Origin of the sequence: Hymenobacter volaticus, assembly GCF_022921055.1 — a bacterium.
Lineage (GTDB): Bacteria > Bacteroidota > Bacteroidia > Cytophagales > Hymenobacteraceae > Hymenobacter > Hymenobacter volaticus.
The window spans coordinates 3762050-3784862 of record NZ_CP095061.1 but is presented as its reverse complement, the minus strand read 5'-3'; the positions used below and the strand labels follow the sequence as shown (position 1 = coordinate 3784862).

At 53.1% G+C, this 22813-nt stretch carries 16 protein-coding genes and 1 pseudogene; 11 read left to right on the top strand and 6 right to left on the bottom strand.

Features of this window, described 5'->3' with window-relative positions; all coding sequences use genetic code 11:
* Nucleotides 1-25 precede the first annotated feature (25 nt).
* Nucleotides 26-478 (bottom strand): annotated as a pseudogene (locus tag MUN86_RS31240) (carboxypeptidase-like regulatory domain-containing protein); the annotation flags it as partial.
* A 351-nt stretch (nucleotides 479-829) separates the two neighbouring features.
* Here MUN86_RS31240 and MUN86_RS16425 point away from each other — a divergent pair.
* The 5 genes from MUN86_RS16425 to MUN86_RS16405 all read left to right on the top strand — a co-directional run bounded on the left by MUN86_RS16425 (nucleotide 830) and on the right by MUN86_RS16405 (nucleotide 7936).
* Complete coding sequence (locus MUN86_RS16425) at nucleotides 830-1018, top strand: hypothetical protein (RefSeq protein WP_245119141.1); 189 nt, start codon at nucleotides 830-832, stop codon at nucleotides 1016-1018.
* A gap of 432 nt (nucleotides 1019-1450) precedes the next feature.
* Nucleotides 1451-4678, top strand: coding sequence for a SusC/RagA family TonB-linked outer membrane protein (locus tag MUN86_RS16420; protein ID WP_245119140.1), 3228 nt, complete (start codon nucleotides 1451-1453; stop codon nucleotides 4676-4678).
* Between the two features lie 32 nt (nucleotides 4679-4710).
* Entirely contained in the window at nucleotides 4711-6042 is a 1332-nt protein-coding gene (locus tag MUN86_RS16415) for a RagB/SusD family nutrient uptake outer membrane protein (RefSeq protein ID WP_245119139.1), read from the top strand.
* A 133-nt stretch (nucleotides 6043-6175) separates the two neighbouring features.
* Complete coding sequence (locus MUN86_RS16410; protein WP_245119138.1) at nucleotides 6176-7345, top strand: acyltransferase family protein; 1170 nt, start codon at nucleotides 6176-6178, stop codon at nucleotides 7343-7345.
* Nucleotides 7346-7399: 54 nt separating this feature from the next.
* The gene (locus MUN86_RS16405) at nucleotides 7400-7936 is read left to right on the top strand and encodes a DUF2059 domain-containing protein (protein WP_245119137.1); all 537 of its coding nucleotides are present in this window, start codon (nucleotides 7400-7402) and stop codon (nucleotides 7934-7936) included.
* Nucleotides 7937-8040: 104 nt separating this feature from the next.
* Here MUN86_RS16405 and MUN86_RS16400 read toward each other — a convergent pair whose 3' ends face one another.
* Complete coding sequence (locus MUN86_RS16400; protein WP_245119136.1) at nucleotides 8041-9666, bottom strand: 3-(methylthio)propionyl-CoA ligase; 1626 nt, start codon at nucleotides 9664-9666, stop codon at nucleotides 8041-8043.
* 506 nt (nucleotides 9667-10172) lie between these two features.
* Here MUN86_RS16400 and MUN86_RS16395 point away from each other — a divergent pair.
* The gene (locus MUN86_RS16395) at nucleotides 10173-10616 is read left to right on the top strand and encodes a hypothetical protein (RefSeq protein WP_245119135.1); all 444 of its coding nucleotides are present in this window, start codon (nucleotides 10173-10175) and stop codon (nucleotides 10614-10616) included.
* 116 nt (nucleotides 10617-10732) lie between these two features.
* Here MUN86_RS16395 and MUN86_RS16390 read toward each other — a convergent pair whose 3' ends face one another.
* The gene (locus tag MUN86_RS16390) at nucleotides 10733-13915 is read right to left on the bottom strand and encodes a serine hydrolase domain-containing protein (RefSeq protein ID WP_245119134.1); all 3183 of its coding nucleotides are present in this window, start codon (nucleotides 13913-13915) and stop codon (nucleotides 10733-10735) included.
* 287 nt (nucleotides 13916-14202) lie between these two features.
* Here MUN86_RS16390 and MUN86_RS16385 point away from each other — a divergent pair, with 287 nt between their 5' ends.
* From MUN86_RS16385 to MUN86_RS16375, 3 genes are all read left to right on the top strand, one after another.
* Nucleotides 14203-14604, top strand: coding sequence for a hypothetical protein (locus MUN86_RS16385; protein ID WP_245119133.1), 402 nt, complete (start codon nucleotides 14203-14205; stop codon nucleotides 14602-14604).
* Complete coding sequence (locus MUN86_RS16380) at nucleotides 14586-15143, top strand: putative endonuclease domain-containing protein (protein ID WP_245119132.1); 558 nt, start codon at nucleotides 14586-14588, stop codon at nucleotides 15141-15143. Before MUN86_RS16385 ends, MUN86_RS16380 begins: the two co-directional genes overlap by 19 nt.
* Nucleotides 15144-15661: 518 nt before the next feature.
* The gene (locus MUN86_RS16375; protein ID WP_245119131.1) at nucleotides 15662-17380 is read left to right on the top strand and encodes a cellulase family glycosylhydrolase; all 1719 of its coding nucleotides are present in this window, start codon (nucleotides 15662-15664) and stop codon (nucleotides 17378-17380) included.
* 79 nt (nucleotides 17381-17459) lie between these two features.
* Here the strand turns inward: MUN86_RS16375 and MUN86_RS16370 are convergent, their stop codons facing one another.
* Together MUN86_RS16370 and MUN86_RS16365 are read right to left on the bottom strand one after the other, a co-directional pair.
* The gene (locus tag MUN86_RS16370; RefSeq protein WP_245119130.1) at nucleotides 17460-18473 is read right to left on the bottom strand and encodes an alkaline phosphatase D family protein; all 1014 of its coding nucleotides are present in this window, start codon (nucleotides 18471-18473) and stop codon (nucleotides 17460-17462) included.
* A gap of 178 nt (nucleotides 18474-18651) precedes the next feature.
* Nucleotides 18652-19398, bottom strand: a complete 747-nt coding sequence (locus MUN86_RS16365; protein WP_245119129.1) for a superoxide dismutase — start codon at nucleotides 19396-19398, stop codon at nucleotides 18652-18654.
* 268 nt (nucleotides 19399-19666) lie between these two features.
* Between MUN86_RS16365 and MUN86_RS16360 the strand changes: the two genes are divergently transcribed.
* A complete protein-coding gene (locus MUN86_RS16360; protein ID WP_245119128.1) occupies nucleotides 19667-20644 on the top strand; it encodes a carboxypeptidase-like regulatory domain-containing protein in 978 nt (325 codons plus the stop codon).
* Nucleotides 20629-20832, top strand: coding sequence for a hypothetical protein (locus MUN86_RS16355; RefSeq protein ID WP_245119127.1), 204 nt, complete (start codon nucleotides 20629-20631; stop codon nucleotides 20830-20832). The genes MUN86_RS16360 and MUN86_RS16355 overlap by 16 nt, the downstream gene beginning before the upstream one ends.
* Before the next feature lie 196 nt (nucleotides 20833-21028).
* Here MUN86_RS16355 and MUN86_RS16350 read toward each other — a convergent pair whose 3' ends face one another.
* Complete coding sequence (locus MUN86_RS16350) at nucleotides 21029-21745, bottom strand: 3-ketoacyl-ACP reductase (protein ID WP_245119126.1); 717 nt, start codon at nucleotides 21743-21745, stop codon at nucleotides 21029-21031.
* Nucleotides 21746-22813 lie beyond the last annotated feature (1068 nt).

Here is a 22813-nt window from a genome sequence, read left to right as displayed (position 1 = left end):
GCGACCCACCCGACGAGGTGATGTTCACGCCCGCCACTTTGCCCTGCAAGGCATTCACGACGTTGGTTTGGCGCGAGTCGATGATGTCTTTAGACTTCACTTCCTGCACTGCTGTCACAATATCGCGCCTTTCCTGCCCGATGTTGTAACCCGTTACCACTACGTCTTTCAACTCTGTGGTATTCTCTTTTAGGCCAATATCAAGGGTGGTTTCGTCGCCGACGGCGCGCTCGAGCGTGGTGTAGCCGATAAAGCTAAAGGTGAGCGTGTTGCCCGGTGCAGCCTGAATCGTGTAGCGGCCATCGGGGCCGGTGCTGGTGCCTGTGGTAGTGCCCTTCACCAGAACCGTTACGCCCGGCAGCGGACTCCGGTCGGCAGCCGACGTGACCACACCCGTGATGGTGCGTTGCGCCTGGGCGAAGCCAGACGGGGCCACCAGCACGCACAAGCTGGCAGGCAGCAAGTAAAGTCTTTTCATAGAGAGTAGAGAGGGTGAATGTGAAGGAGAAAAGGCTCGGAAAGCAGTCGGCCGGAGTTCAGCTGCACTATGCAGGCGAATTCCGGCCGGATTCGTGGCAGATCTTATGAAATGGTAGACAACAAAACCAAGTGACGAGCATTAGGCGAAAGCTGGGGTAAAGACCGCTGTTTAAGCTTCATCGAGTTAATAGCAAGGGTTTGAACCCGATGAATGAAAGTAAGCAAAGCCTAAACTAGAAAGCTCGTCATGTGCAACCAACTATATATGGGATTTAATTCAGGAATTTTTTGATTTTGAATCTTCTCCGAAAAGCTCCAGCTTACCCTTCTACTTCATCGACTTACTCCCATGGTCCACGTTGCCGCTACCACTCGCGTTCCAGTCCGAGTACTTCCATATTCCAAATTGGCCTCCGCCAATGTGCTTCACGAGCTAGTCAGTTTTAGCGGGCAGCGCGCCGCCGAGAACCGAACTGCTGTGTTAAACAGCTTAACTACCAGCTCGTTACCAAGTGCCACCGCCCGCCTCTACAACTAACTCGGCCTACGTGAATACAGGGGTATCGAGGCTTTTGACGGGTGAGAGTTCTAAGCAAGTATTTGCATTGATTCGCTTGAAGTCGTTGATTTAGAGCGGAGGCACTTCCTGGAGTGCGGGCAGTGGTTACGAAAAGCGATGCATGTATCCAACCATTCTGCGGGCTGTAACGCCTTTATTATAAGAGGCGAAGTGATAAGCTGATTCAGCTTTACAAAGGGGGGCGCTGTGGAGCTAGTTTAAAATATGTTTCCTTGGTAAGACCAAGAAGCATGCTGTGCTTGCAACCTGGAGGTGACGCGCGGTTGATAGCAATCCTCCTTTGAAAAAGGCTCTTTCCGTGTAACCGATACTGCTGTAGTAGTATCATATAAACCCTATATTAACAAGGCTTTCCTTTAATTCCCACACCACTTTTTCCTTTCCTGAACTATGCGGAACACTTACCCTCTGGCTAGGCTTGCGCTAACATTAGCCTGGCCTTTTGCCGGCACTCTATTGCACACAGCGGCCCTAGCCCAAACCGACGGCAACCAAGCCTACACCCTGCAAGGTCGAGTCACCGACGAGCGAGGTCAGGGCGTACCAGGCACTACAGTGCTGCTGGGTGGTACCACCCTAGGCACTGCCACCGACGCCGAAGGCAATTACACCTTACCCGTACGGGTGAAGCCCGGTGCCTACACGCTGACGTTTTCTACTATCGGCTACAAAGCCCAATCCCGACCCATTACGCTAGGAAGCAACTCCGCGGTCAGCACCGACGTTGCGCTAACGGAAGCCCGTCAAACGCTCGATGATGTAGTGGTAATTGGCTCCACGATCAGCGTGAACAAGCGCGAGCTAGGCAATGCTATTACCACGGTAACCGCCCGCGACTTAGTGCAAACCGGTACAGGTGGCGCGCTCAATGCCCTACAGGGCAAACTGCCTGGTGCTCAAATCGTGCAGAATTCTGGCGACCCTTCGGGCTCATTATCGGTGCGATTACGGGGCATTCACTCCCTGCGCGGCTCTTCTGACCCTCTCTATGTTATCGATGGGGTGATTGTGAGCAACAACAGCACTAACGTGTCGCAACTGGCGACGAGCTTGGATATTGGAGCGGCCAACGCAGGACAGAACCGGTTGGCCGATCTTAACCCTAACGACATAGCCAGCATCAACGTCATCAACGGGGCAGCAGCGGCCGCGCAGTATGGCTCGCGGGCATCCAATGGCGTAGTAATTATCACCACCAAACGCGGGCAGGCTGGCCAGGCCCGAGTATCGGTATACACCAGCTTCAACATCAACGAGCTGCGCAAATCGGTGCCAGTGAACACCTATGGCAAGCAGTTTGGCGCTAATACATACATTACGCAAAGCCCCATGGGCCCGGTCACCAATACTTTCCGGCTTTATCCTATTAGCCCTGTGGGCACTTTGGCTGGACAGTCCGGCGTAACAACGGTTGGCGTAACGCGCGCCGGCACCACTACCCAACTAGCTACTAACTTAGTGGATGTAACGCGCTACAACTATTTCGATGAGATTTTCAGGACTGGTTATGGCACCGACAACGGGGCTTCGATTTCGGGCGGGGCTGAGCGGACGCAGTACCTAATGTCGGTGGGTTACCTGAAAAACCAGGGTATCATTGAGGGCACTGATTTCAAGCGCTACAATGTGCGGGCACGGATAGACCAACGCCTGACCAATTGGGCTCGTGCCTCGGTGGGGGTGGCTTACAATAATAGCTTTGCTAATGAGAGAGCCAACGGCAACGTCTTTTACAGCCCCATCAATTCTATCAATATCACCAACAACATCTATGATATCAACCAGCGTGATGTAGAAGGCAATTTATTGGCTGTAGAGCCCACTCGGGTCAATCCCTTATCCACTGTTGAGGATATGCGATTCACGCAACGCATCAATCGTACAATCAGCGACCTGCAAGTAAACCTGACGCCGTTTAAGGGCTTTTCGGTGGATTATATTCTGGGAGTAGATACTTACTCACAAGCCGGTCAAAACTATATTCGGCCTTATCCTTACCAAGCTACGGCTGGTCTACCACTAGCTCGCTACCCACTAGGCTTTGCGGCTAATGCTAACAACAACGCGTTGCAACTCAACTCCGACATAAATCTGGGGTATGACCGACAATTGACCGAGGACTTCAAGCTGACGCTGCTCGCCGGCTACAGCTACCAATACTTTCGCGGAGAATTAGTACGTACACAGGGGCAAGGCCAGACCCCGTTCATTACAACGGTTAGCGGCTCGTCTAGTACCACCGTGGGTTCGGCGTACGATCTAGACCAATTTGACTTAAGTGGCATTTTCGGGCAGGCCACTTTTGGTTACCGCAACTTGGCGTTCCTGACCGGGGCTATCCGCCGCGACCGGTCGTCGAAATTTTCGCCCTCTGAAACCAACCAATACTACCCTAAAGTGAGTGGCTCAGTGGTAGCTTCCGACCTGGGCTTCTGGCAGAACGCGGGCTACAGCAAGGCCTTCAACTCCTTGAAGCTGCGGGCCAGCTATGGAGAGGCCGGCGGGCTCACTGCTATCAACTCCTACGACCGATTCTATCAATATTTACCCGTGGCTTTCCAGGGCCGCGCTACTTTTTTACCAAATGCACAGCTAGCTAACCCACGCGTGCGGCCGGAGCGGGTCGCAGAGTTTGAAGTTGGGGCTGACTTAGGCTTCCTCAACGACCGGATCGGGTTAGGCGTCACGGTTTACAACCAAAAAACCAAAGATTTAGTAGTTAACCGGCTAATTGCGCCAACGCGAGGCGGTTCGAGTATTGTGGAGAATGTGGCCCGACTTAATAACAAAGGAATAGAACTGCAACTAAGTGCCGCTCCAGTGAAAACCTCGGATTTCAGTTGGGACTTTACGGCCATTTTTAGCCGCAACCGCAACAAGGTAGTGGACTTAGTAGGCACAACGGCCATTCCTATCGACAATGTGACGGGGGCGCCAGTGTATCTGCTTAATGGGCAGCCGGCGGGCGTGTTTTACGGTTCGGCCTATGCTCGTAACCCCGACGGTTCGTTGCTGCTTACGTCCCAGGGCTTTCCGCAGGATGAGCGCGCCACCGGCCAATCAACAGGCGATATCAACTTCACGCCTGCCCGCGAAGTCAGTGGCCAGCCTAGTTATGCGCAAGGAACTAGTATTGCCAACGTTGTTATCGGCAACCCGAACCCGGATTGGACAGGCTCTTTCAGCACCAATTTCACATACAAAAAGCTCTCGTTACGAGTATTGTTCGACGCTGTGCAGGGTGTAGATGTGTTCAACGCTGATTATCGCACTCGTCAGGGCGTAGGCCTAGGAGATTTGGCTGAGAAAGAGCTACGGGGCGAACTACCGCGCGGCTATATCTTCTCAGTATACAACACGCAAGAGTTTCGCATTGATGATGGCTCGTTTGTGAAGCTACGCGAAACAGCCCTCACCTACACGCTGCCCACCATTAGCAAGTTCATCAGCAACCTTGACGTCTCATTGATAGGCCGCAACCTGTATTCATGGGATGACTACAAAGGGTTCGACCCCGAGACCAGTGCAGGTGGTTCCTCTGATTTATTGCGGGCCATTGACTTCGGAAACGTGCCTATTCCACGCACTTATCAAATTCGCTTGTCGGCTACATTCTAGTTAGGTCCTGACTTCCCACATTCTGCCTTCTCATGAAAAAGATATTAGTACTGTTGGCTGTCTTATCGCTCACGATGGGTAGCTGCAATAAAGAATATTTGAACCCCAGCGCCGCTAGTGAAGAGCAGGTGATAACAAACTCTGACGGCTTGATTACCGTGTGCAACGGTATGCAGGTGCGTTTCACTACGGGAGGGGCCCTAAGCCCACTTTACAACATAGTAGCTGCCGGGGGCCTTAGCACCCGTGAACTAACGGTGATTAACGTTGGCAATAACGAAGAATTCAATATCAGTTTGGGCGCTGGCAACGTCACCAACCTCAACGCGGTGGTGCGCAACCTCTGGACACAATCACAAATAGTGCGCAGTAACGCCGATTTAGTATTGGCCAATGCCAATAACGCTGGGGACCCTAACACCCGCAGCGGCATTGTCGCCTATGCTAGCATTTTTAGGGCTTTGGCCATTGGTGCTTTAGCGCAGTATTTTCAGCAATTACCCATTACTACTCAGATTAATGCACCGTTTGTAGACCGGGTAACGGCGCTACAGTCTGCGGTAGCACAACTGGAAATTGCAGCTACACAACTGGCTGCTACGCCGGTTTCAACAGATTTTAACAGTAAGATTGTTGGGGGCATCAACTTGCCTAATACGTTGCAAGCTCTTATCGCTCGCTATAGCCTGCTGGCTGGCGACTACGACAAGGCCATTGCCGCCGCTGGTCGCGTGGACCTGAACAGTCGATCATATTTCACCTTCGATGATCTGGCTCGTAATGCTGCATCTGAGGTAGCTTTCAGCAACCGCAACGTTTTCGAGCCGACGGATGTGAATCTTGGGTTGACAGGGTCACTAACTCCTGAAGCAAATGATCGGCGAATACCCTTTTACACCCGCGCCAGCCCTACCTCAACGCAGAACCGCGGTACTGGCTTCTATACGACCAGCGTTGCGCCTGTTCCAGTGTACATACCTGGCGAGATGTTATTGATTCGGGCTGAGGGCTACGCGCGCAAAAACGACCTGACCAACGCTGTGACGGAATTGAACCGAGTACGGACTAGTGTCGCTGCTGCTACCATCACTCTAAGCGCAAATGGTACCCCTTACCCCACTGCACCTCCCGGCGCAGGTTTGCCTCCGTATGCCGGCCTGCTCACCCAAGACGCTGTTCTGCTAGATATTTACCGCAACCGCCAAGTAGAATTAGCCTTTCAAGGATTTCGCCTTGAAGACAGCCGCCGGTTTGGGCGGCCTGGACCGGGAGCTATGGGTTCCGAGCGGAATCGTAATTTCTATCCCTATCCACGGGTAGAGCGCGAAGACAATATTGCCACTCCGGAAGACCCCGCTATTTAAAACTAGTTTTAGCACCTCTCCTTCTTTCAAGGAGGGGTGTTAGACCAGCTTACTTCCTACTCAGGCTAGGTGTAAATTGTAATCGACGTAAGTTGCTGTTGGCTTATATGTAGCCCGTTTATTCAACCTCCTCATGCAAACTACTACCCAGGCTGCTGTCGAAACTACGCATGCCCAGCCGTTGGTTGAGGCGTCGCAGCCGGCGCGGCTTATTTCGCTTGATGTGTTTCGCGGTATTACGGTGGCAGCCATGATACTGGTGAATAACCCGGGAGATTGGGGACACATCTATGCGCCGCTGGAACACGCGCACTGGCACGGCTGCACACCCACCGACCTGATTTTTCCTTTCTTCCTCTTTATTGTGGGGGTGAGTATTGTGTATGCGCTGGATGGAGCGCGGCGGCAGCCCGAAACGCACGGGCGCACGATGGTGCGGATTCTGAAACGGTCGGCTATCCTATTTGGGCTTGGGTTACTTTCAGCGCTGTTCCCGCGGTTTGAGTTCGAGACGGTGCGAATTCCGGGCGTGCTGGCGCGTATCTCGTGGGTGTTTTTGATTTGCGGAATCCTGTTTCTGAAAACCACTCGGCGGCAGCAAATCGGCTTGCTGGCTTTCTGCTTGATTTTCTACAACGTGCTGATGCAGGTGGTGCCAGTGCCCGGTTTCGGCCCTGCCAACTTAGAAGCCAGCACTAACTTGGGCGCGTGGCTAGATCGGGTGGTTTTCACCGAGAAGCACCTGTGGTCGAGCAGCCGCACTTGGGACCCGGAAGGGTTACTCGGTACGCTGCCGGCCGTAGGTACGGGCTTGCTAGGAATGCTTACTGGCCAGTGGCTGCGCCGCAAAGACGTGGACCCGGCTACCCGGGTGGCGTGGTTGTTTGTGGCAGGTGGCGCGGCAGTTATTCTAGGGTTGATCTGGAACGGATGGTTTCCTATCAACAAGGCGCTCTGGACCAGCTCTTTCGTGCTCTACGCCGGCGGACTGGCCATGGCTACGCTAGCGGGCCTCTATTGGCTGACCGATGTTCAAGGCTACCGCCGCTTCACGACGCCGGCACTGGTGTATGGCGTCAACGCTATTACGGTGTTTTTTCTGTCGGCAATTGTTGCCAAGTCGCTTAACATCATCAAGGTGACGGCGGCTGAGGTGCCCCTCAAAACGTGGCTTTACACCACTTTTTTTACGCCATATTTCAGCCCGATTAATGCGTCGCTGGCCGGGGCTATTGTGTGCGTTCTGATTTGGTTAGGCATCCTGTGGGTGATGTACAAGAAGCGGATTATCATCAAAGTCTGAAGTAGGGGTAGCCGGGTGCTCCTACCAAGACGTAGGAATTTCCGTACTTCCGTTATGAAAAAACTGTGGATACTGGCGGCCAGTCTTTTGCTGGCGGCCCCAATCGTGAATGCCCAATCAACAACTTCTACGGCTACGGCCTCGGCCGCGCCGGTTTCGGCCAGCCACCGCAAAGCCGCTGAAGAACTACTCGTCGTGACGGGAAGTGAGAAGAACACCACCTCCATGATGAATCAAATGTTGGAGGCGCAAATAGCGCAGCGTCCTGAAATGAAGGCAGTGGAACCCGAAATGCGCGCCTTTATCACGAAGTACATGGGTTGGCCGGCAATCAAAGAAGATATTACTTCGCTCTACACCAAGGAATTCACGGAGAAGGAGTTGAAGGAGCTAACCAAGTTCTACCAGACGCCTACCGGCCGCAAAACCATCGAGAAAATGCCCCAACTCATGATGGCTGGCGTGGAAATAGGGCAGAAGCGTGTGCAAGAACACTTGCCGGAACTGCAACAGGTGATTGGCGACAAGATGAAGGCGCAGCAGCCTGCAACGCAACCGCCGACAAGCCAACCACCCGCGAAACCAGAATAGAGTTGACCTGATCGGGTTGGTATTCCTGACCAAACAATAAAAGGCCGTCATAGTGAGCACAAGCTCGGCATGACGGCCTTTTCGTGTGAGAAGCTTTCGCTAGTTCACTTAAATGTATAAGCTGCAAAATCCTGCCGGAGCTTGGTTTTCAACAGCTTGCCAGTAGCTGTATGCGGTAGTTCGTTCACAAATTCCACGGCGTCGGGCTTCCACCAAGTGGCTACTTTGCCATCGTAGTAATTCAAGAGTTCTTCTTTACTCACGGTGGCGTCGGGTTTGCGGACTACTACCAGCAGGGGCCGCTCGCTCCATTTGGGGTGGGGCACCCCGATGACAGCGGCCTCGGCTACTTGGGGGTGGGCAACTGCCAAGTTCTCTAGCTCGATGCTCGAAATCCACTCGCCGCCCGACTTGATAACGTCTTTCGAGCGGTCGGTGATTTGCATGAAACCGTCGGGGTCGATGGTAGCTACGTCGCCGGTGCGGAACCAGCCGGAGTTAGTTAGCTCGCCCGGATGATTGGCCCGGAAATACTCGGCTACCACGAACGGCCCACGCACTAGCAAGTCGCCGAAGGCCACACCGTCGGTGGCTAGTTCTTTGCCTTCGTCGTCTACTATTTTCATGTCGATGCCAAAAACCGAGCGGCCTTGCTTGGTTTGGATGGCAAACTGCTCGTCTTCGCTGAGCGACAGGTGCTTGGTTTTGAGGGTGCAGACGGTGCCGAGGGGCGAAGTTTCGCTCATGCCCCAAGCGTGCCGAATTTGCACGCCTAACTCTTCGTCAAACGCCTTCAACAGCGCTGGCGGACAAGAAGCACCGCCCACAATCATGCGTTTGAGGGTGCTGAACTGTAGCTTTTTCTCGCGCATAAACGTCAGCAGCCCAAACCAAATGGTGGGCACGCCGGCCGTAAAGGTGACGCCTTCCTGCTCATACAACTTATAGAGGCTGGCCGCATCAAGGCCGGGGCCGGGCAATACTAGCTTACAGCCATTGAGTGGCGCCGCATACGGAATACCCCAGGCATTGACGTGAAACATGGGCACTACCGGCAACACTACGTCGCGGGCCGAACAATTGAAGCAGTCGGGGAGGGAGGCGGCGTAGGAGTGCAGCAGCGTGGAGCGGTGGGAGTAGAGCACACCCTTGGGCTGGTCGGTGGTGCCGGAGGTGTAGCAGAGCGAAGAAGCGGTGTTTTCGTCGAATACAGGCCACTCGTAGTCAGCGGGTTGAGCAGCCACCAGGTCTTCGTAGCAGTGCAAGCCGCCCGGAAACACCGTGTCGGGCATGTGGGCGCGGTCGGTCATCAGCACCCAACTCTCCACGGTAGGGCAGTGGGGCACTAGCTTCTCGGCCAGCGGTAGAAAAGTCAGGTCGAAAAACAATACCTGGTCTTCAGCGTGGTTGATGATGTACACCAACTGCTCGAAAAACAGCCGCGGGTTGATGGTGTGGCAAACCGCTCCCATGCCCGAAATGCCGTAATACAGTTCTAAGTGGCGGTGCGTGTTCCAAGCCAAGGTTCCTACCCGGCTGCCCCGGCGGACCCCAAGCTCCAGCAAGACGTTGGCTACCTGCTGGCTGCGCCGACCCAAGTCGGCGTAGGTGTAGCGGTGAATCAGGCCTTCAGGCATGCGCGACACGATTTCGGTATCGGCGTGCCACTTGGCGGCGTACTCGAGCAGCCCCGCAATGCGCAGGGGCTCGTTCATCATCAGACCTAACATAGAGCGGTGTGGGAATGGTGGGACAGATGCCGAACAAGCTACCAAAAAATCAGCGCATGCGCTTCTATAAGCTGCATTTGCTGGTAGTCGGTAGCGGTGTTACAACAACTACGGCAATTGATAATACCCGCCAGACAAACCCTTGAGATATTTCACCGTCAGCTCATGCCAACTGCGTCTTCCTGATGCAATTAAGAACGGTTGCGCATCGGCTAGCCGAAGAATATTTTATTTCAGTGAAGACGGTGGGCAATGGCATACTCAGGGAATTTATGAGGTGGTCATTGGGGTACGGGAAAGCTGGTTTCCGCGCTCTGTACAACGCAGTATTGCATTTGAGGAGAAGTAGAATTGTCAGATTTGCCGTCTTCTATTACTCGTTTCTCCTCGGTAATGCAGTTTGCACTTATGCCGAGGAGTAGGAATATCCAGGGCGGAGTATATCTATAGTTCAGCTTCTTCCGTAAAAGGAAAGAGAGGAGGAACTGCCCTCCCTCTATTGCCCAATGTACCTCGATTATACTGCATCCGATTTTTTGACTATCAGCTATAACTGCGATACACAAATACTAGTGGGTCGGTGGCTGCGTCCCGTAACGCCAGATGAATCCCGGCGTGGCTACGAAGAATTATTAACTGCCGCTCGCAAGGAGAAAGCAAGCCATTGGCTGCTTGATGTGCGCCGGTGCCAATCTAGCGCCCCCGAAACGTTGCAATGGCTCAAGGAAAGTTATTATCCTAAGGCGACGGCCGAGTTGGAGCTGCCTGTGTGCGTGGTCTACTTCATGTCGCCTGATCTGCTTAAGGACTTTAAAGCCGATGGCACATTAGTAGAACCAGCTTCCTACTCAGGCAACACGTTCCGGCTGAATTTGTGCACAACGGAAAGTGAGTGCATAGAGTGGCTGTCGCAGCAGCAGGTAGTCTCTCATCAGCTGACTACTAAGTAAAGCTGCCCGTCGTAGGCATCGTTTCAACTCAAGGTTTTTCATAAGTGCCCTGCACAAAAAAGCCCCTACTGCTAGCACTAGGGGCTTTTTTGGTAACTATCAGATTTAAGCGGCGGCTATTGCTCCACAGTTGTTTCAACCTTTAGCTTTTGCACTGGCCGCACACTTTCTAGCGCCACTTGCAGCACGTTGGTGCGGACGTTGAGGCTGGAAAGCTTGTTGTTGCGGCGCGTCGGATTTACGCGGTTGGTTAGCACGATACACACGATTTCCTCTTTCGGATCAACCCAGAAATAGGTGCCCGTAAAGCCCGTGTGCCCATAACTCATCGGCGACGCGCTTTTGGCGGAGTTGACGGAAGGGTTGGCCGCCGGCCTGTCAAAGCCGAGTGCCCGGCGATTGTCGGGGCAGAACTGGCATTTGGTATACTCGGCTAGCGTTTCGGGCTTAAGCAACTGCTGCCCACCGTACTTGCCGTTCCAGGCGTATAGCTGCACGATCTTGGCTAGGTCGTTGGCGTTGCCGAAAAGGCCGGCGTGGCCCGAAAAACCACCGAGCAGCGCCGCCCCTTCATCGTCGACGGTGCCAAGCAGTAGTTGGTGGCGAAACAGGGAGTCGTATTCGGTGGGCGTGATGCGGCTGAGCGGGAAACGGCGCGTGGGGTTGTAGCCGAGCGTAGTAGCGCCCAGCGGCTTATAAATCTCGTCGTTGATGAACTGCGCCAGCGGCTTGCCCGTGGTCGACTGCACGAACCGCGGGTACATAATGAACGATAAATCCGAGTACACGTAACCCGGCTTTTCATTTAGCGGCGACTCGCCAATGGCCTTGGTAATGCGCTCTGGAAAATCCTTGCGTGCCCACAACCCAGTGGCGGCGTGCAACGGAAAGCGGGCCGAGGAGTCGGAGCGGAAAAACCTCCGGCTCAGTTCCGAGGGCTTGGTGAGCGACACGTCTTTGGCATCCGGACGGTTGCCGAACAACGCGTTAAAGATGCCGCGCGGCTTGGTGTAGTCTTTCCAAAACGGAATCCAGGCCTTCAGGCGGGCTTGGTGCGTCAGCACGTCACGCAGCTTTAGGTCTTGCTTGTTGGTGCCCACGAACTCGGCGAAGAGCTGGCCCAAGGTCATGTCGGGGTTGAACTTGCCTTGGTCTTGGAGCTTCATCAAGGCTGGCAGCGCCGCCGATACTTTGGTTAGGGAAGCTAAATCGTAGAGGTCGGTGTTGCGAACGGCGCGGCTAGGTCGGCCACCTTGCGAGGGCGCATCGGCGAAGGTGTGCATGCCGTAGCTTTTGCGCAGGACCACTGTGCCGCGCCTTGCAATCAATACCTCGGCCCCGGGGAAAGCTCGAGCAGCCAGCGCCCCGTTCATGATAGAGTCCACGCGGGCTTCGAGGTTGTTGTTCATGCCCACCGCTTCGGGGAAGCTGTAACGTAGCCGCGTGCCGCCCTGCGTGGTCAGCCCCGCGCCGTAGCTGTACCGGTCTGATACCGTTACGGGCAGCTTGCCAATAGCCGAAATGCCGCCGAAAATCACTTCCGCCGTCACATCCTGCGCGTTTTTACTTTCCTGATACGCCAGCACCACCGCATCGGCGCGATCCAGGTCCCGGATTTTGGCTACTGCGTAAGCCGAACCGAACACCGACACCACCAGCTTTTGGCCCGGCCGGCCAAGTTCACGCAGCAGCACGTTGGCTTCGGCCGTTACGCCGAAGTTGGTGGCCGGTAGGCGGCCGAGGTTGTTCATACCCACCAGCAGCACGTTGTAGGGTTTCAGCGTCTCGCGCATCTTGGTTAGCTCGTCCAGCGTAGGGGTGGCCGACATCCAGTAGTGGCGCACCGGCGCATAATCGGCTACCATGCGCTGGAAATCGGTGGTGTCCTTGGTGCCGATGGTGAGCGTAGCCAGCCGCAGCGTATCGAGGCGTTGGAGGGGAAGCAGGTTTTTTTGGTTGCGCAGCACCGTTACGCTTAGTTCGGTGAGGCGCTGGCTCAGGTATTGCGCGTGCGGCGTGTTGAGGTCGGCAATGATGTTTTTCAGTGGAATGGGCTTGTACTTGTTGAGGCCCGCCCACTCTTTCAATGCCAATACCTTGCGGCAACGCGCATCGAGGTCGGCCTGCGAAATCAAACCACTATCAACAGCAGCGCGCACCATTTTCAGGGCCAACGGTACATTCTTCGAAAATTCCAGCACGTCGTTGCCAGCGATTAAAGCGCGCACATCGGCGTCGCCGGGCGGGTACTTGCTGATCACGCCCTTCATGTTCATGGCATCGGTGAAGATGACGCCCTCAAACCCCAATTTCTGCTTGAGCAGGCCCGTGGTAATGGGTTTAGACAGGGTGGAAGGCATGCCTGTGGTGTCCAGCGCCGGGATGTTGAGGTGAGCTACCATCATGCCGCCGAGGCCGCGCCGCATCAAATCCCGAAACGGAAACAGCTCCAGCGTGTCAATGCGCTTTCGGTCGATGCGCAATAGGGGCAGGGCCAGGTGCGAATCGGTGTCGGTGTCGCCGTGGCCGGGGAAGTGCTTGGCTACGGCCAGAATATTGGCATCCTGCATGCCCTTCATGTAGAGGTAGCTTTTCTCGGTTACGCTCTGCCGGTCTTCGCCCCAGCTGCGGAAGCCAATGACCGGGTTGGCGGCGTTGTTGTTCACGTCCACCACTGGCGCAAAATTGACGTGCATACCTAGCCGCTTGAACTGCGCCGCCACTTCGGTACCCATGTCATACACAAGCTGATTGTCGCGGACGCCGCCCATGCTCATCTGGTAAGGGAAGCGCTGCACGCTGTCGAGACGCATGCCCACGCCCCACTCGGCGTCCATGGCTACTAGCAGGGGTACCTTGCTTTGGCTCTGATAGCGGTTCAGAAGCTTACTCTGCCGCACCGGTCCGCCCTGGAAAAACACCAGGCCACCAATGCCATACTGCTGAATCAGGGTGGTAATAGAGTCTTCGTCGATACGCTTGCGGTTGGAGTAGGCCGCCACCATAAATAGCTGCGCCACCCGCTGGTCGGGCGTGAGCGTCTTCATCACCGAATCAACCCAGCGAGAGCTACTCAGCTGTCGGGCAAATGGCACCGGTTGGTTGATTTTTTTCGCCACCGGCGTAGCTTTCTTACCTCGGCCTTTCGGGGTTGTGCCTCTCGAAGTGGCGTGCGTGCGGCGACTAGTGATTTGGGCGTGGCTCTTCTTCGGAGTGGGTTGCTGCCGACGTTGGGCAAAGACATCGGGCGCGAGCAGCAAGAAAAGCCACAGAAACGAGAGCGTACAGCGAGTAGACAAGACGATTCGGTAAGGGTTGGAAGGCGAATTTAAAGCATTGCAGGTCTATGCCAGTGACTCAGGCAGGGGCCGCCCGAAAATTTATTCTAAAATTTCTCTATTAATTATTCATAAACCTATATGTAACTGATTTAATAATGTTGTATTTTTGGAACATTAAATAGTAAAGCTTACTGATGCGTAGCGAGCAAGGGGCCCAAGAATATTGGGCTAAGGGCACCCTGTGCTTGCTAGGTATACAGTTGAGCTTGCTCTGCTCCTTTCACCACACCTATTGCAAGCCTATTATGCTACCTCAAAGAGTACCTAGGAAGTATCATTACCCGGAAGTTCATGTCAACGCCGATATCCACGGCATCCTGCAAGAACTGCCCCTTAACAACTTGGTGGCACCAGCACCACCCGAACCCCCCATATATCCCTACAATCCCAACTTGCTGTCCTTGTATGCGTGGGTAGGCGGCGTATGCTTTGCGCTTTATTTACTGTTGCAAAACGTATACTTAATAGGTTGGGCGCTTGCTTTGTCGGCAATTTCTTTTCTGTTAATTAAAGTGCGTTTCCGATTTGCGCTCGATAAATATCATGCGGCGCGGGCCTACGCAGCTGCCTATGAGATGCGGGTAGCAGAATATCAACGACAATTAAAGGAATTATTCCCCCAGACACCTTGTGGAACTACAGGCTAAGCTTATTAAAACAATTCTTTAGCGCTGCCAGAAGACCAAAAAATACAACACTTGAGGACAAGCAGCACATCAAGAGAGGAAAGCATGAAGCTATGTTTCATAAATATTTAGTGGAATGCTTTGGTATCGCAATCCAAACCGACAAGAAATTAGATGTATTGGATGGGTATAAGTACAACATCAGTTACTATCCCGATTTTGTCTATCATGATGAAACGGGCTTATACCTCGCTATTGAAGTAGACGAGCCATACGATGAGAAAAATGACAAGCCTATGCACTGTGTTGGAACGGACGACGATAGGAATAATTTTTTTGTCGAAAACAGATGGGCTGTTATCCGGTTTTCACAAGAGCAAGTAATTAAATGGCCGGAATTATGCTGCAAAGAAATTGCCTTGGCTGTGTATGAAATAAATAGAATGAATTACACAGTAAAGGATTATGTAGCCACCTTGCCCAGACAGAAAAAATGGACTGAGTATGAGGCCAAAAATATGGCAAGCAAAATCTACGAACAAGATTCTGTTGCTTATTAATCAAGTAGTTGTAGACTTCAGTAGTAAATACATTTAGTTGTTAAAAGCCCAGTAGGTACTATTGCCTATTGGGCTTTTTTATTAATATGACACGAAGTATAAATAAAAATTATTGTCAAATAAGCCCTTCCTGTACCTCAACTGTGCGCTTATATAATTTTGGCTTTATTATAGTGAATTGAATTTTTCAGCCGCCTTTAGCTTTATTTCAGAAATACGATTGCTCTTAGATAGCTAATTAGCTGCTTTTGTAGTCTATAGTTGCCTAATGCCGCACCTGCTTTAGGGGATTCCCCACTTTCTACCGACTAAGGTCCGCACACCGCCTTAGTTGCTGTTCCTTGCCTCAGCGTCCGTTTTTGCTCCAACAAAGCGGTTTAGTTGCTAGCAAACTTGTCCTCTCTGCCTGTTGCTCCCCAGTTCTGTCTTTGCCAGTCATGGTAATCACCTAACCCGGCATGTCCTTTCGTCACTGGCGGCGGACTCATTCTTTTCCAACCAACTCATTCTTTCTTGTCATGAAAAAATTTACACTAGCCCGTAAACACACCTTACGCTTTTGGAGCAGCGGCGTGTTGTTGGTAGTCAGTAGCTTATTAGGCTTCATGGCCACTGCCCAGACCCTGACTCCCGTGCAACAGTACGGCCAGCTGAAAGTGGTCGGCAACAAGATTGTTGACAAAAACAACCAGCCGATTAGCTTGGCCGGCAACAGCTTGTTTTGGAGCAACGATGGGTGGGGCGGCGAGAAGTACTACAATGCCAACGTGGTAGGGTGGCTCAAAAACAACTGGCAAGCCAAGATTGTGCGCGTGGCCATGGGCATCAACGAAAGTGGCGGCTACCTAAGCAACCCGGCCCGCGAAAAGCAGAAAGTCAAAACGGTGGTAGATGCCTGCTTGGCGGCGGGACTTTACGTTATCATCGACTGGCACTCGCATCAGGCCGAACAACAACAGCAGCAAGCCATTGCCTTCTTCCGGGAAATGGCCACCACCTACGGAAATTCGCCCAACGTCATGTACGAGGTGTATAATGAGCCTTTGCAGGTATCGTGGAGCGGAGTGGTGAAGCCCTATGCCGAAGCCGTGGCCGGCGCCATCCGTGCCATCGACCCCGATAACCTCATTATTGTGGGTACGCCTACTTGGTCGCAGGATGTGGATGTGGCCGCTAGCGACCCTATTACGCGCTACTCCAACATCGCCTATACGCTGCACTTCTACGCGGCCACTCACAAGGCCAGCCTGCGAACCAAGGCCCAAACGGCACTCAGCCGCGGCGTAGCGCTGTTCGTGACGGAATACGGAACCACGGAAGCCTCCGGCAACGGCGTCGTAGACGCCGCTTCCACTCAGGAATGGATGACCTTTTTGAAACAAAACGGCATCAGCCATCTGAATTGGTCGGTTAATGATAAAGCGGAATCAGCCTCCATCCTGAAGCCCGGTACCAGCCCCACCGGCGCGTGGTCAGATAACTACCTAACGCAATCGGGCGCGTTGGTGAAAGGCTACATTCAAAACTGGAACGGTACTACTACCACCCCGCCTACTACGCCGCCCACCACGCCCCCTACTACGGGCGGCACCACGGTGCAAGCAGAAAGCTACCATGCTATGTCGGGTGTGCAAACGGAAACTACCTCCGATACGGGGGGCGGCCTGAATGTGGGCTACCTCGACAATGGCGACTGGATGGCCTATACCATCGATGTACCCACGGCCGGCAATTACCTCATTCAGTATCGGGTGGCCAGCCTCAGCGGTGGCGGGCGTATCAGCTTGGAGCAGAATTCGGGTGCCACGGTGCGGGGCACGCTGGCTGTACCGGCCACCGGCGGCTGGCAAACCTGGACTACTATTTCCCACACCGTTACGCTGGCGGCGGGCCGGCAAGACATTGCCATTGGAGTAGCGGCCGGCGGCTTCAACCTCAATTGGTGGAGCTTCATTAAAGCTGCCACCAGTAGCCAGGTTGCCACTCCTCAAGCGGCCATAGCCTTGTACCCAAATCCAACCCAAAGCCAGCTAACCGTAGCCGTGCCCGAAACTACCAACGGCGCACGTATCACGGTGCTTAATGCGCAAGGCCGCGAGGTGCTTGCCCGCAACGTCGGCAGCGCTAGGGCTAGCCAAAACGTGCAGCTCTCCCTGGACACCCTGAATCCGGGCGTTTACTCGGTACAGGTATCCAGCAATGGCAGTGTCACCACGCACCGCTTTGTGAAAGAGTAACGCTGAAGGTGAACAGAAAAAAGGTCCGGTGAGCCTCTGCTCGCCGGACCTTTTCCGTGCTTAGAATAGGCTGGCAGCCTTATTTCACTTCAATTTCTTCTGCGTAAATGGCCTTGCCAGCCTCGTCTTTTAGGGCGGCGGTTACTAGCAGCTTCTTGCCTTGCTCGCGGAAACGGAACAACCCATAGTGCTTCTGATTAACAAGCGGACCAACGCGCAAATCGTTGGGCTCGCCGTTGTTGTGGGCTGCCGGGTGCGTCAGGCCGCTGGAGGTCACCTCATACACTGGATACGCTACACCAGGTACCGTCATTTTTGATATTTCCCCGATGTGCCGGTCGCCGCTAACCAGCAGCACGCCTTTCGCGCGGGAACTGGCCAGCAGACCAAGCAGCCGCTGACGAGATGCGGGGAAGTTGGCCCACTTCTCGAACCGGTGCTGCTGAGGCAGAAACTGAATGCCCGACGCAATGATGTGAGCGTCGGCGGTGCTGTTGGTTAGTTGCTGTTGTAGCCACTGCCACTGCGTTTCGCCGAGAAGGTCGCCTTTAGGGTTGGGCTGGTAGACCTGCTGCGCATCACGGTAAAGTGAATCCTGGAAGTACCGGTCATCGAGCAGAATCACCTTCACCTTTTTCTTGCCCACCTTGTACTCGTAGGACGTGTAGATGCCTTCTTGCTGGCGGCGGGGCGTGTTAGCGGGCTCTTGCAGAAAGTCAAGGGCGACTTGTTGGCTTTGTTTTTTGTAGGGGTAGGTTTTGTTGCCGTCGTTGCGGCCGTAGTCGTGGTCGTCCCAGGTGCCGATGATGGTGGGCACTTGCGCCCGAAACTGAGCGTAGCCGGGTAGGTTGAACTGCGTGTCGTACTTCTGCTTGAGCACGGCCATGTCGTCGGTGTCGCCGTAGATGTTGTCGCCGAGCCAGATCCAAACGTCTGGTTTGTCGTTGGCAATAACCGGCCAAAGCGGCTGTGGCAAGTCGATGCGGTTGCAGGAGCCGAATGCTACCGTCAGTTCTTTCTTGATTTGGGCTTGCGTGGCAGGTCCAGGCAGTAGCAAACCAGCTGATAGTAGGATTAACAGATATTTCTTCATGCTACAAAGATGGGGCACTGCGTTGTGTTGCTCCATGCCACCGGAGTAAAGGCTATGTTAATTACGTAGCTAACGTGCGCAGCAGAGCACAAAAAAGCCCGCCGAACACTTCGACGGGCTTTAACGGAATCCAAGTTGCTAGGTCTGCTCTACTGGTAAAGGACCAGCAACGACTGGTTTAACCTTTTTTCACGGCTTCAAAGCGGCGGTTTGCTTCCGACCAGTTCACTACGTTCCAGAAGGCGGCCACGTACTCAGGGCGCTTGTTCTGGTACTTCAGGTAGTAGGCGTGTTCCCACACATCGAGGCCGAGTACGGGCGTGCCGTGCTGAATGCCTGCTACGTCCATCAGCGGGTTGTCCTGGTTGGGAGTCGAGGAAATAAAGAGTTTGCCAGTGTTATCAGCGCTCAGCCAAGCCCAACCCGAGCCGAACCGGCTAGTGGCCGCCGCCGCAAATTGCTCCTTGAACTTATCGAACGAGCCGAAGGTGCTGGTAATGGCCGTAGCCAGCGTGCCAGTAGGCTGTCCGCCGCCCTTGGCCGATAGCAACTGCCAGAACATCGAGTGGTTGAAGTGCCCGCCGGCGTTGTTGCGCACCGCATCGGTCTGCTTGCTGGCCGAAGCAAGCAAATCGGCCAACGACATTTTCTCTTGCGGTTTGCCCACCACAGCCTCGTTCAGCTTCGTGACGTAGGTTTTGTGGTGCGCATCGTGGTGAACTTCCATGGTGCGCGCATCGATGTGCGGCTCCAAAGCATTGAAGGCGTATGGCAGGGCCGGTAACGTGAAAGGTCCGTCGGCAATAGGAGTAGCACGGGCTTCGCGGAGCAGCTTTTCGTCGTGGGCGCGGGCTAGCAAGGCAGGACTTACTAGGGCACCAACCATGGTCATAAGACCGTTTTTCAAAAAATCTCGCTTCAGCATGACGTGAAAAGTAGGAGTGAGGAAAGGAAAAGTAGTATTGATAGGACCAAGATAAGGCCCGTCGGGTTTACGCAGATGAAGAAAAACCTATCGTACTCAACTGTAAGAAGTGGTTTATCGGTATCGTATTTGTATTGAGGCGAGAAGTCTTCACTTTTTCCGTTTTCGAAACGTGTCCGAATCTACCTTTGCGGTGTCGATATATGTTTCAAGCAGTAAACTTCGTTTTAGAGCTTTCTCCCTCCGTATTCATTTAATCTGTCTCGCCTTGTTCTCGTCTATTTTTCCTGCGCTTTATAGGTCGTCGTTGCGCTTGCTGCTGACAAGCGGATTTTTCTTGGTGGCTTTTCTTGGGCTGAACTTTGCCGCTGTGGCGCAGTACACGGTACGCGGCACTATCACCGATAAAGAAACCAAAGAAGTGCTGCCGTTCGTGAGTATCTCGGTGACGGGCACTACCAACGGCACTGCCAGCAACGCCAACGGCGAATTTACCTTGGTGCTCAAGGACTTGCCTCGCACTCTGGTTTTCTCGGAGCTAGGTCACTTACGCGACACTGTGCGCGTAACGCAAGCCAACTATACTACGCCGCTACAAATAGCCTTGGCAGCGGCTTCGGTGGCGTTGCCCGAAGTGAAAGTGAATAGTTACCCCTTCCAGTTGGTGGAAAAGGCTTTCCGGCAATTGCAAAGCAACTACTCCAAGAAGTTCTACGGCAAAGCCTACTACCGCCAGCTCACGCGCATCAGCGACGAGCCCACCGAACTGCAAGAAGTGGTCTGGAATGTGAAGTCCAACCCGGCGCGCATCGAGGGTACAACAATTTCACAGGGGCGCTATGCCGCCAAGCAAGCTGCTACCGCCTTCAGCAACTTCTCGATATATACCCGCCGCTACGGCCTCTACGATGCCGGTATGGACAGCACCAAGTCGTTGGCGCTGCTCAGCCCCAACACCGTGAAAAACTATCTGCTGGAGCTAAAAGGGCTGCTCGACCAAGACAGCAGCACCATTGCCGAAATAACGTTCGAGACTCGGCCCGAAATCAAGTACCAGTCTTCTGGCACCATCTGGATCAATATCGAAACCAACAAAATTGTACGCTACAAGATGACGCAGCCGAGCTTCACGGCCACGTCCAGCAACCCCAATCAGAAGTTTAAGAACCCCAAGCTGTCCGTCGATATGGTGTTCCAGCCATCCGATGCGCCCGTTTCCCCCTCGACCACATGCAGGTGGACTTGACGGCCGATTTGGTAACCGGCGCCAAAACCGGTACCGTGCCCCTGAGCGTGACGTCTTTCACCTATTTCTACGACACGTCCACTACGCCCACCAACATCCCATACGCCCGCGCCAGCCTCGACGACCGGGACTTGGAAACCATCAAGGCCACCAAATACGACCCGAGTTTTGGGCCAACAACCCTGTAGTGCAGCGTACCCCCGTTGAGAACGAAGTGGTAGCTTCCTTCGAGAAGAAAGGCGCTTTTGGTACGATGGTTAAGAAGGCTGAGCCGAAAGCAGATATAATAATTCGGAACGGGAAAATAGAGTAAGCTTGAATAGCGCCAGGCAATAAAAAAGGCCGCCCTGCTGAGCAGGGCGGCCTTTTTTATTGCTAAACCAACTACGGATTGGTGCTCCACATGCCTGCTTCCTTGATGAAGATGCGGCGGTTGAGCTTAAGCTGCGACACCACGAACTCGGCTAAATCTTCGGGCTGCATCACTTTATCGGGGTTGCCATCGGTGAGCTTGTTGCTGATGGCCAACTCGGTGGCTACAGTACTCGGCGTGAGGGCCGATACGCGAATGTTGTGCTTGCGCACTTCCTGCATCAACGACTCAGTAAGGCCCATGACCGCGAATTTGGAGGCACTGTAAGCGCTGGTAGTAGCCGCGCCCCGCAGACCGGCAGTAGAGGAAATGTTGATGATGTCGCCGGTTTCGCACGCTATCATACCTGGCAGCACAGCGCGGGTGGCGTAGTACGTGCCGAACAGATTTACACGAACGATGTGCTCCCACTCCTCCGGGTCCATGTCTACTACCTTAGCGAAGGTGCCGATGCCAGCATTATTGATAAGAATATCAATGGTGCCGAACGCGGCTTCGGCTTGGGTTACGGCAGATTCCACAGCAGTACGGTCAGCTATGTCGGCCGTTACGATAACGGCTTTCACGCCTAGGGCTTCCGCTTCCTGCGCTACTTCTTGCAACTGCGCTTCAGTGCGAGCGAGTAAGGCTACATTTACACCTTCTTGCGCTAACGCAATAGCTATGGCACGACCAATGCCTTTGCCGGCGCCCGTGATGAGGGCGTTTTTTCCAGTTATTGATTCCATAAGGAAATGCTTGAGAAGTAAATCAGAAAGGCTTTTATAACTGATCTGCCTTCAAAGGGTTACTTTGTTTTAGCGCATTATATTCATGCAAAAGATTGTAAAGTATTGACCCTCAATAAGTGACGCTGGTAAATGGCCTCTTTTCATTTTTGGGATGCATAAAAAAGTGTTTGATAACCAGAGTTTCCTGCGTTTTCACTAGCAGAGTAGAGGTCATAGCAACAAAGCGTAGACTAAAAGCCTCTATCAAAAGCTCTAGTTCATGCATTGTATTTTATTTAGAAATAATTAACTTGAATTTTATATAATTGGACTTTATATATCAAGCTTGTTATTTGATTTATATAATTTAATCACGTATAATTTAAAGATAGTGGGTGAATACCCAGAAATATTATAATCTTTATAACTGAAATTGAATTATGCCAACTTATATGTATCTATCTGTATCTGTGTTGTTTAGGCATCATAAAACTGTGGTAAGCGTAATTTGCCGAAGAATTCAGTTCTGCTTCGTCAACTACGATTACTATGAAAACCACCTTACTCAACGCTTTTTTAGCCTTCCTCTGTCTGCTTAGCTCTACAGTAGAGTCGCGGGCACAGATACCGATTACGTTTGTATCAAGGACAAACGGTTTGTGGACCTCTCCAAGTACATGGACAGCTATAGGTCCTAACGGTATAATACCTAACGTCTATCCGTTACCCAATGCTAATAATACTATTGTCATTGACAAAGATGTTAGGTTAAACATAGATTATGATGTAAGCGGGAGCAGTGGAACATTAACTGTAACTGAAGAAGGTCTCTTGTCTCATACTGGTCAGTTTGTATTGACTATAGGAGATCAACAAGGAAATGCACAACAGCGCATTACAGTAGGTGCTCGCGCGGGAGTTGCTTTAAATCTTTACAGGATAGAGTTCTATAAAGCTTTAGGAACAATTGGAGCAGAAGTTCGAACCGCATCTTGCGTGACAATTGGCAACAACAGCAATCTATTCCTGCCATCAACCCTTACCATAAATGGTAATTTGATAATTGAACAAGGTAACACTAGTGCA

Excerpts from the sequence above, each read along its gene's own strand:
- MUN86_RS16425 (WP_245119141.1), top strand. The coding sequence starts at position 830 with ATGGTCCACGTTGCCGCTACCACTCGCGTTCCAGTCCGAGTACTTCCA.
- MUN86_RS16420 (WP_245119140.1), top strand. The coding sequence starts at position 1,451 with ATGCGGAACACTTACCCTCTGGCTAGGCTTGCGCTAACATTAGCCTGG.
- MUN86_RS16415 (WP_245119139.1), top strand. The coding sequence starts at position 4,711 with ATGAAAAAGATATTAGTACTGTTGGCTGTCTTATCGCTCACGATGGGT.
- MUN86_RS16410 (WP_245119138.1), top strand. The coding sequence starts at position 6,176 with ATGCAAACTACTACCCAGGCTGCTGTCGAAACTACGCATGCCCAGCCG.
- MUN86_RS16405 (WP_245119137.1), top strand. The coding sequence starts at position 7,400 with ATGAAAAAACTGTGGATACTGGCGGCCAGTCTTTTGCTGGCGGCCCCA.
- MUN86_RS16400 (WP_245119136.1), bottom strand. The coding sequence starts at position 9,666 with ATGTTAGGTCTGATGATGAACGAGCCCCTGCGCATTGCGGGGCTGCTC.
- MUN86_RS16395 (WP_245119135.1), top strand. The coding sequence starts at position 10,173 with ATGTACCTCGATTATACTGCATCCGATTTTTTGACTATCAGCTATAAC.
- MUN86_RS16385 (WP_245119133.1), top strand. The coding sequence starts at position 14,203 with ATGCTACCTCAAAGAGTACCTAGGAAGTATCATTACCCGGAAGTTCAT.
- MUN86_RS16375 (WP_245119131.1), top strand. The coding sequence starts at position 15,662 with ATGAAAAAATTTACACTAGCCCGTAAACACACCTTACGCTTTTGGAGC.
- MUN86_RS16370 (WP_245119130.1), bottom strand. The coding sequence starts at position 18,473 with ATGAAGAAATATCTGTTAATCCTACTATCAGCTGGTTTGCTACTGCCT.
- MUN86_RS16365 (WP_245119129.1), bottom strand. The coding sequence starts at position 19,398 with ATGCTGAAGCGAGATTTTTTGAAAAACGGTCTTATGACCATGGTTGGT.
- MUN86_RS16355 (WP_245119127.1), top strand. The coding sequence starts at position 20,629 with ATGCAGGTGGACTTGACGGCCGATTTGGTAACCGGCGCCAAAACCGGT.
- MUN86_RS16350 (WP_245119126.1), bottom strand. The coding sequence starts at position 21,745 with ATGGAATCAATAACTGGAAAAAACGCCCTCATCACGGGCGCCGGCAAA.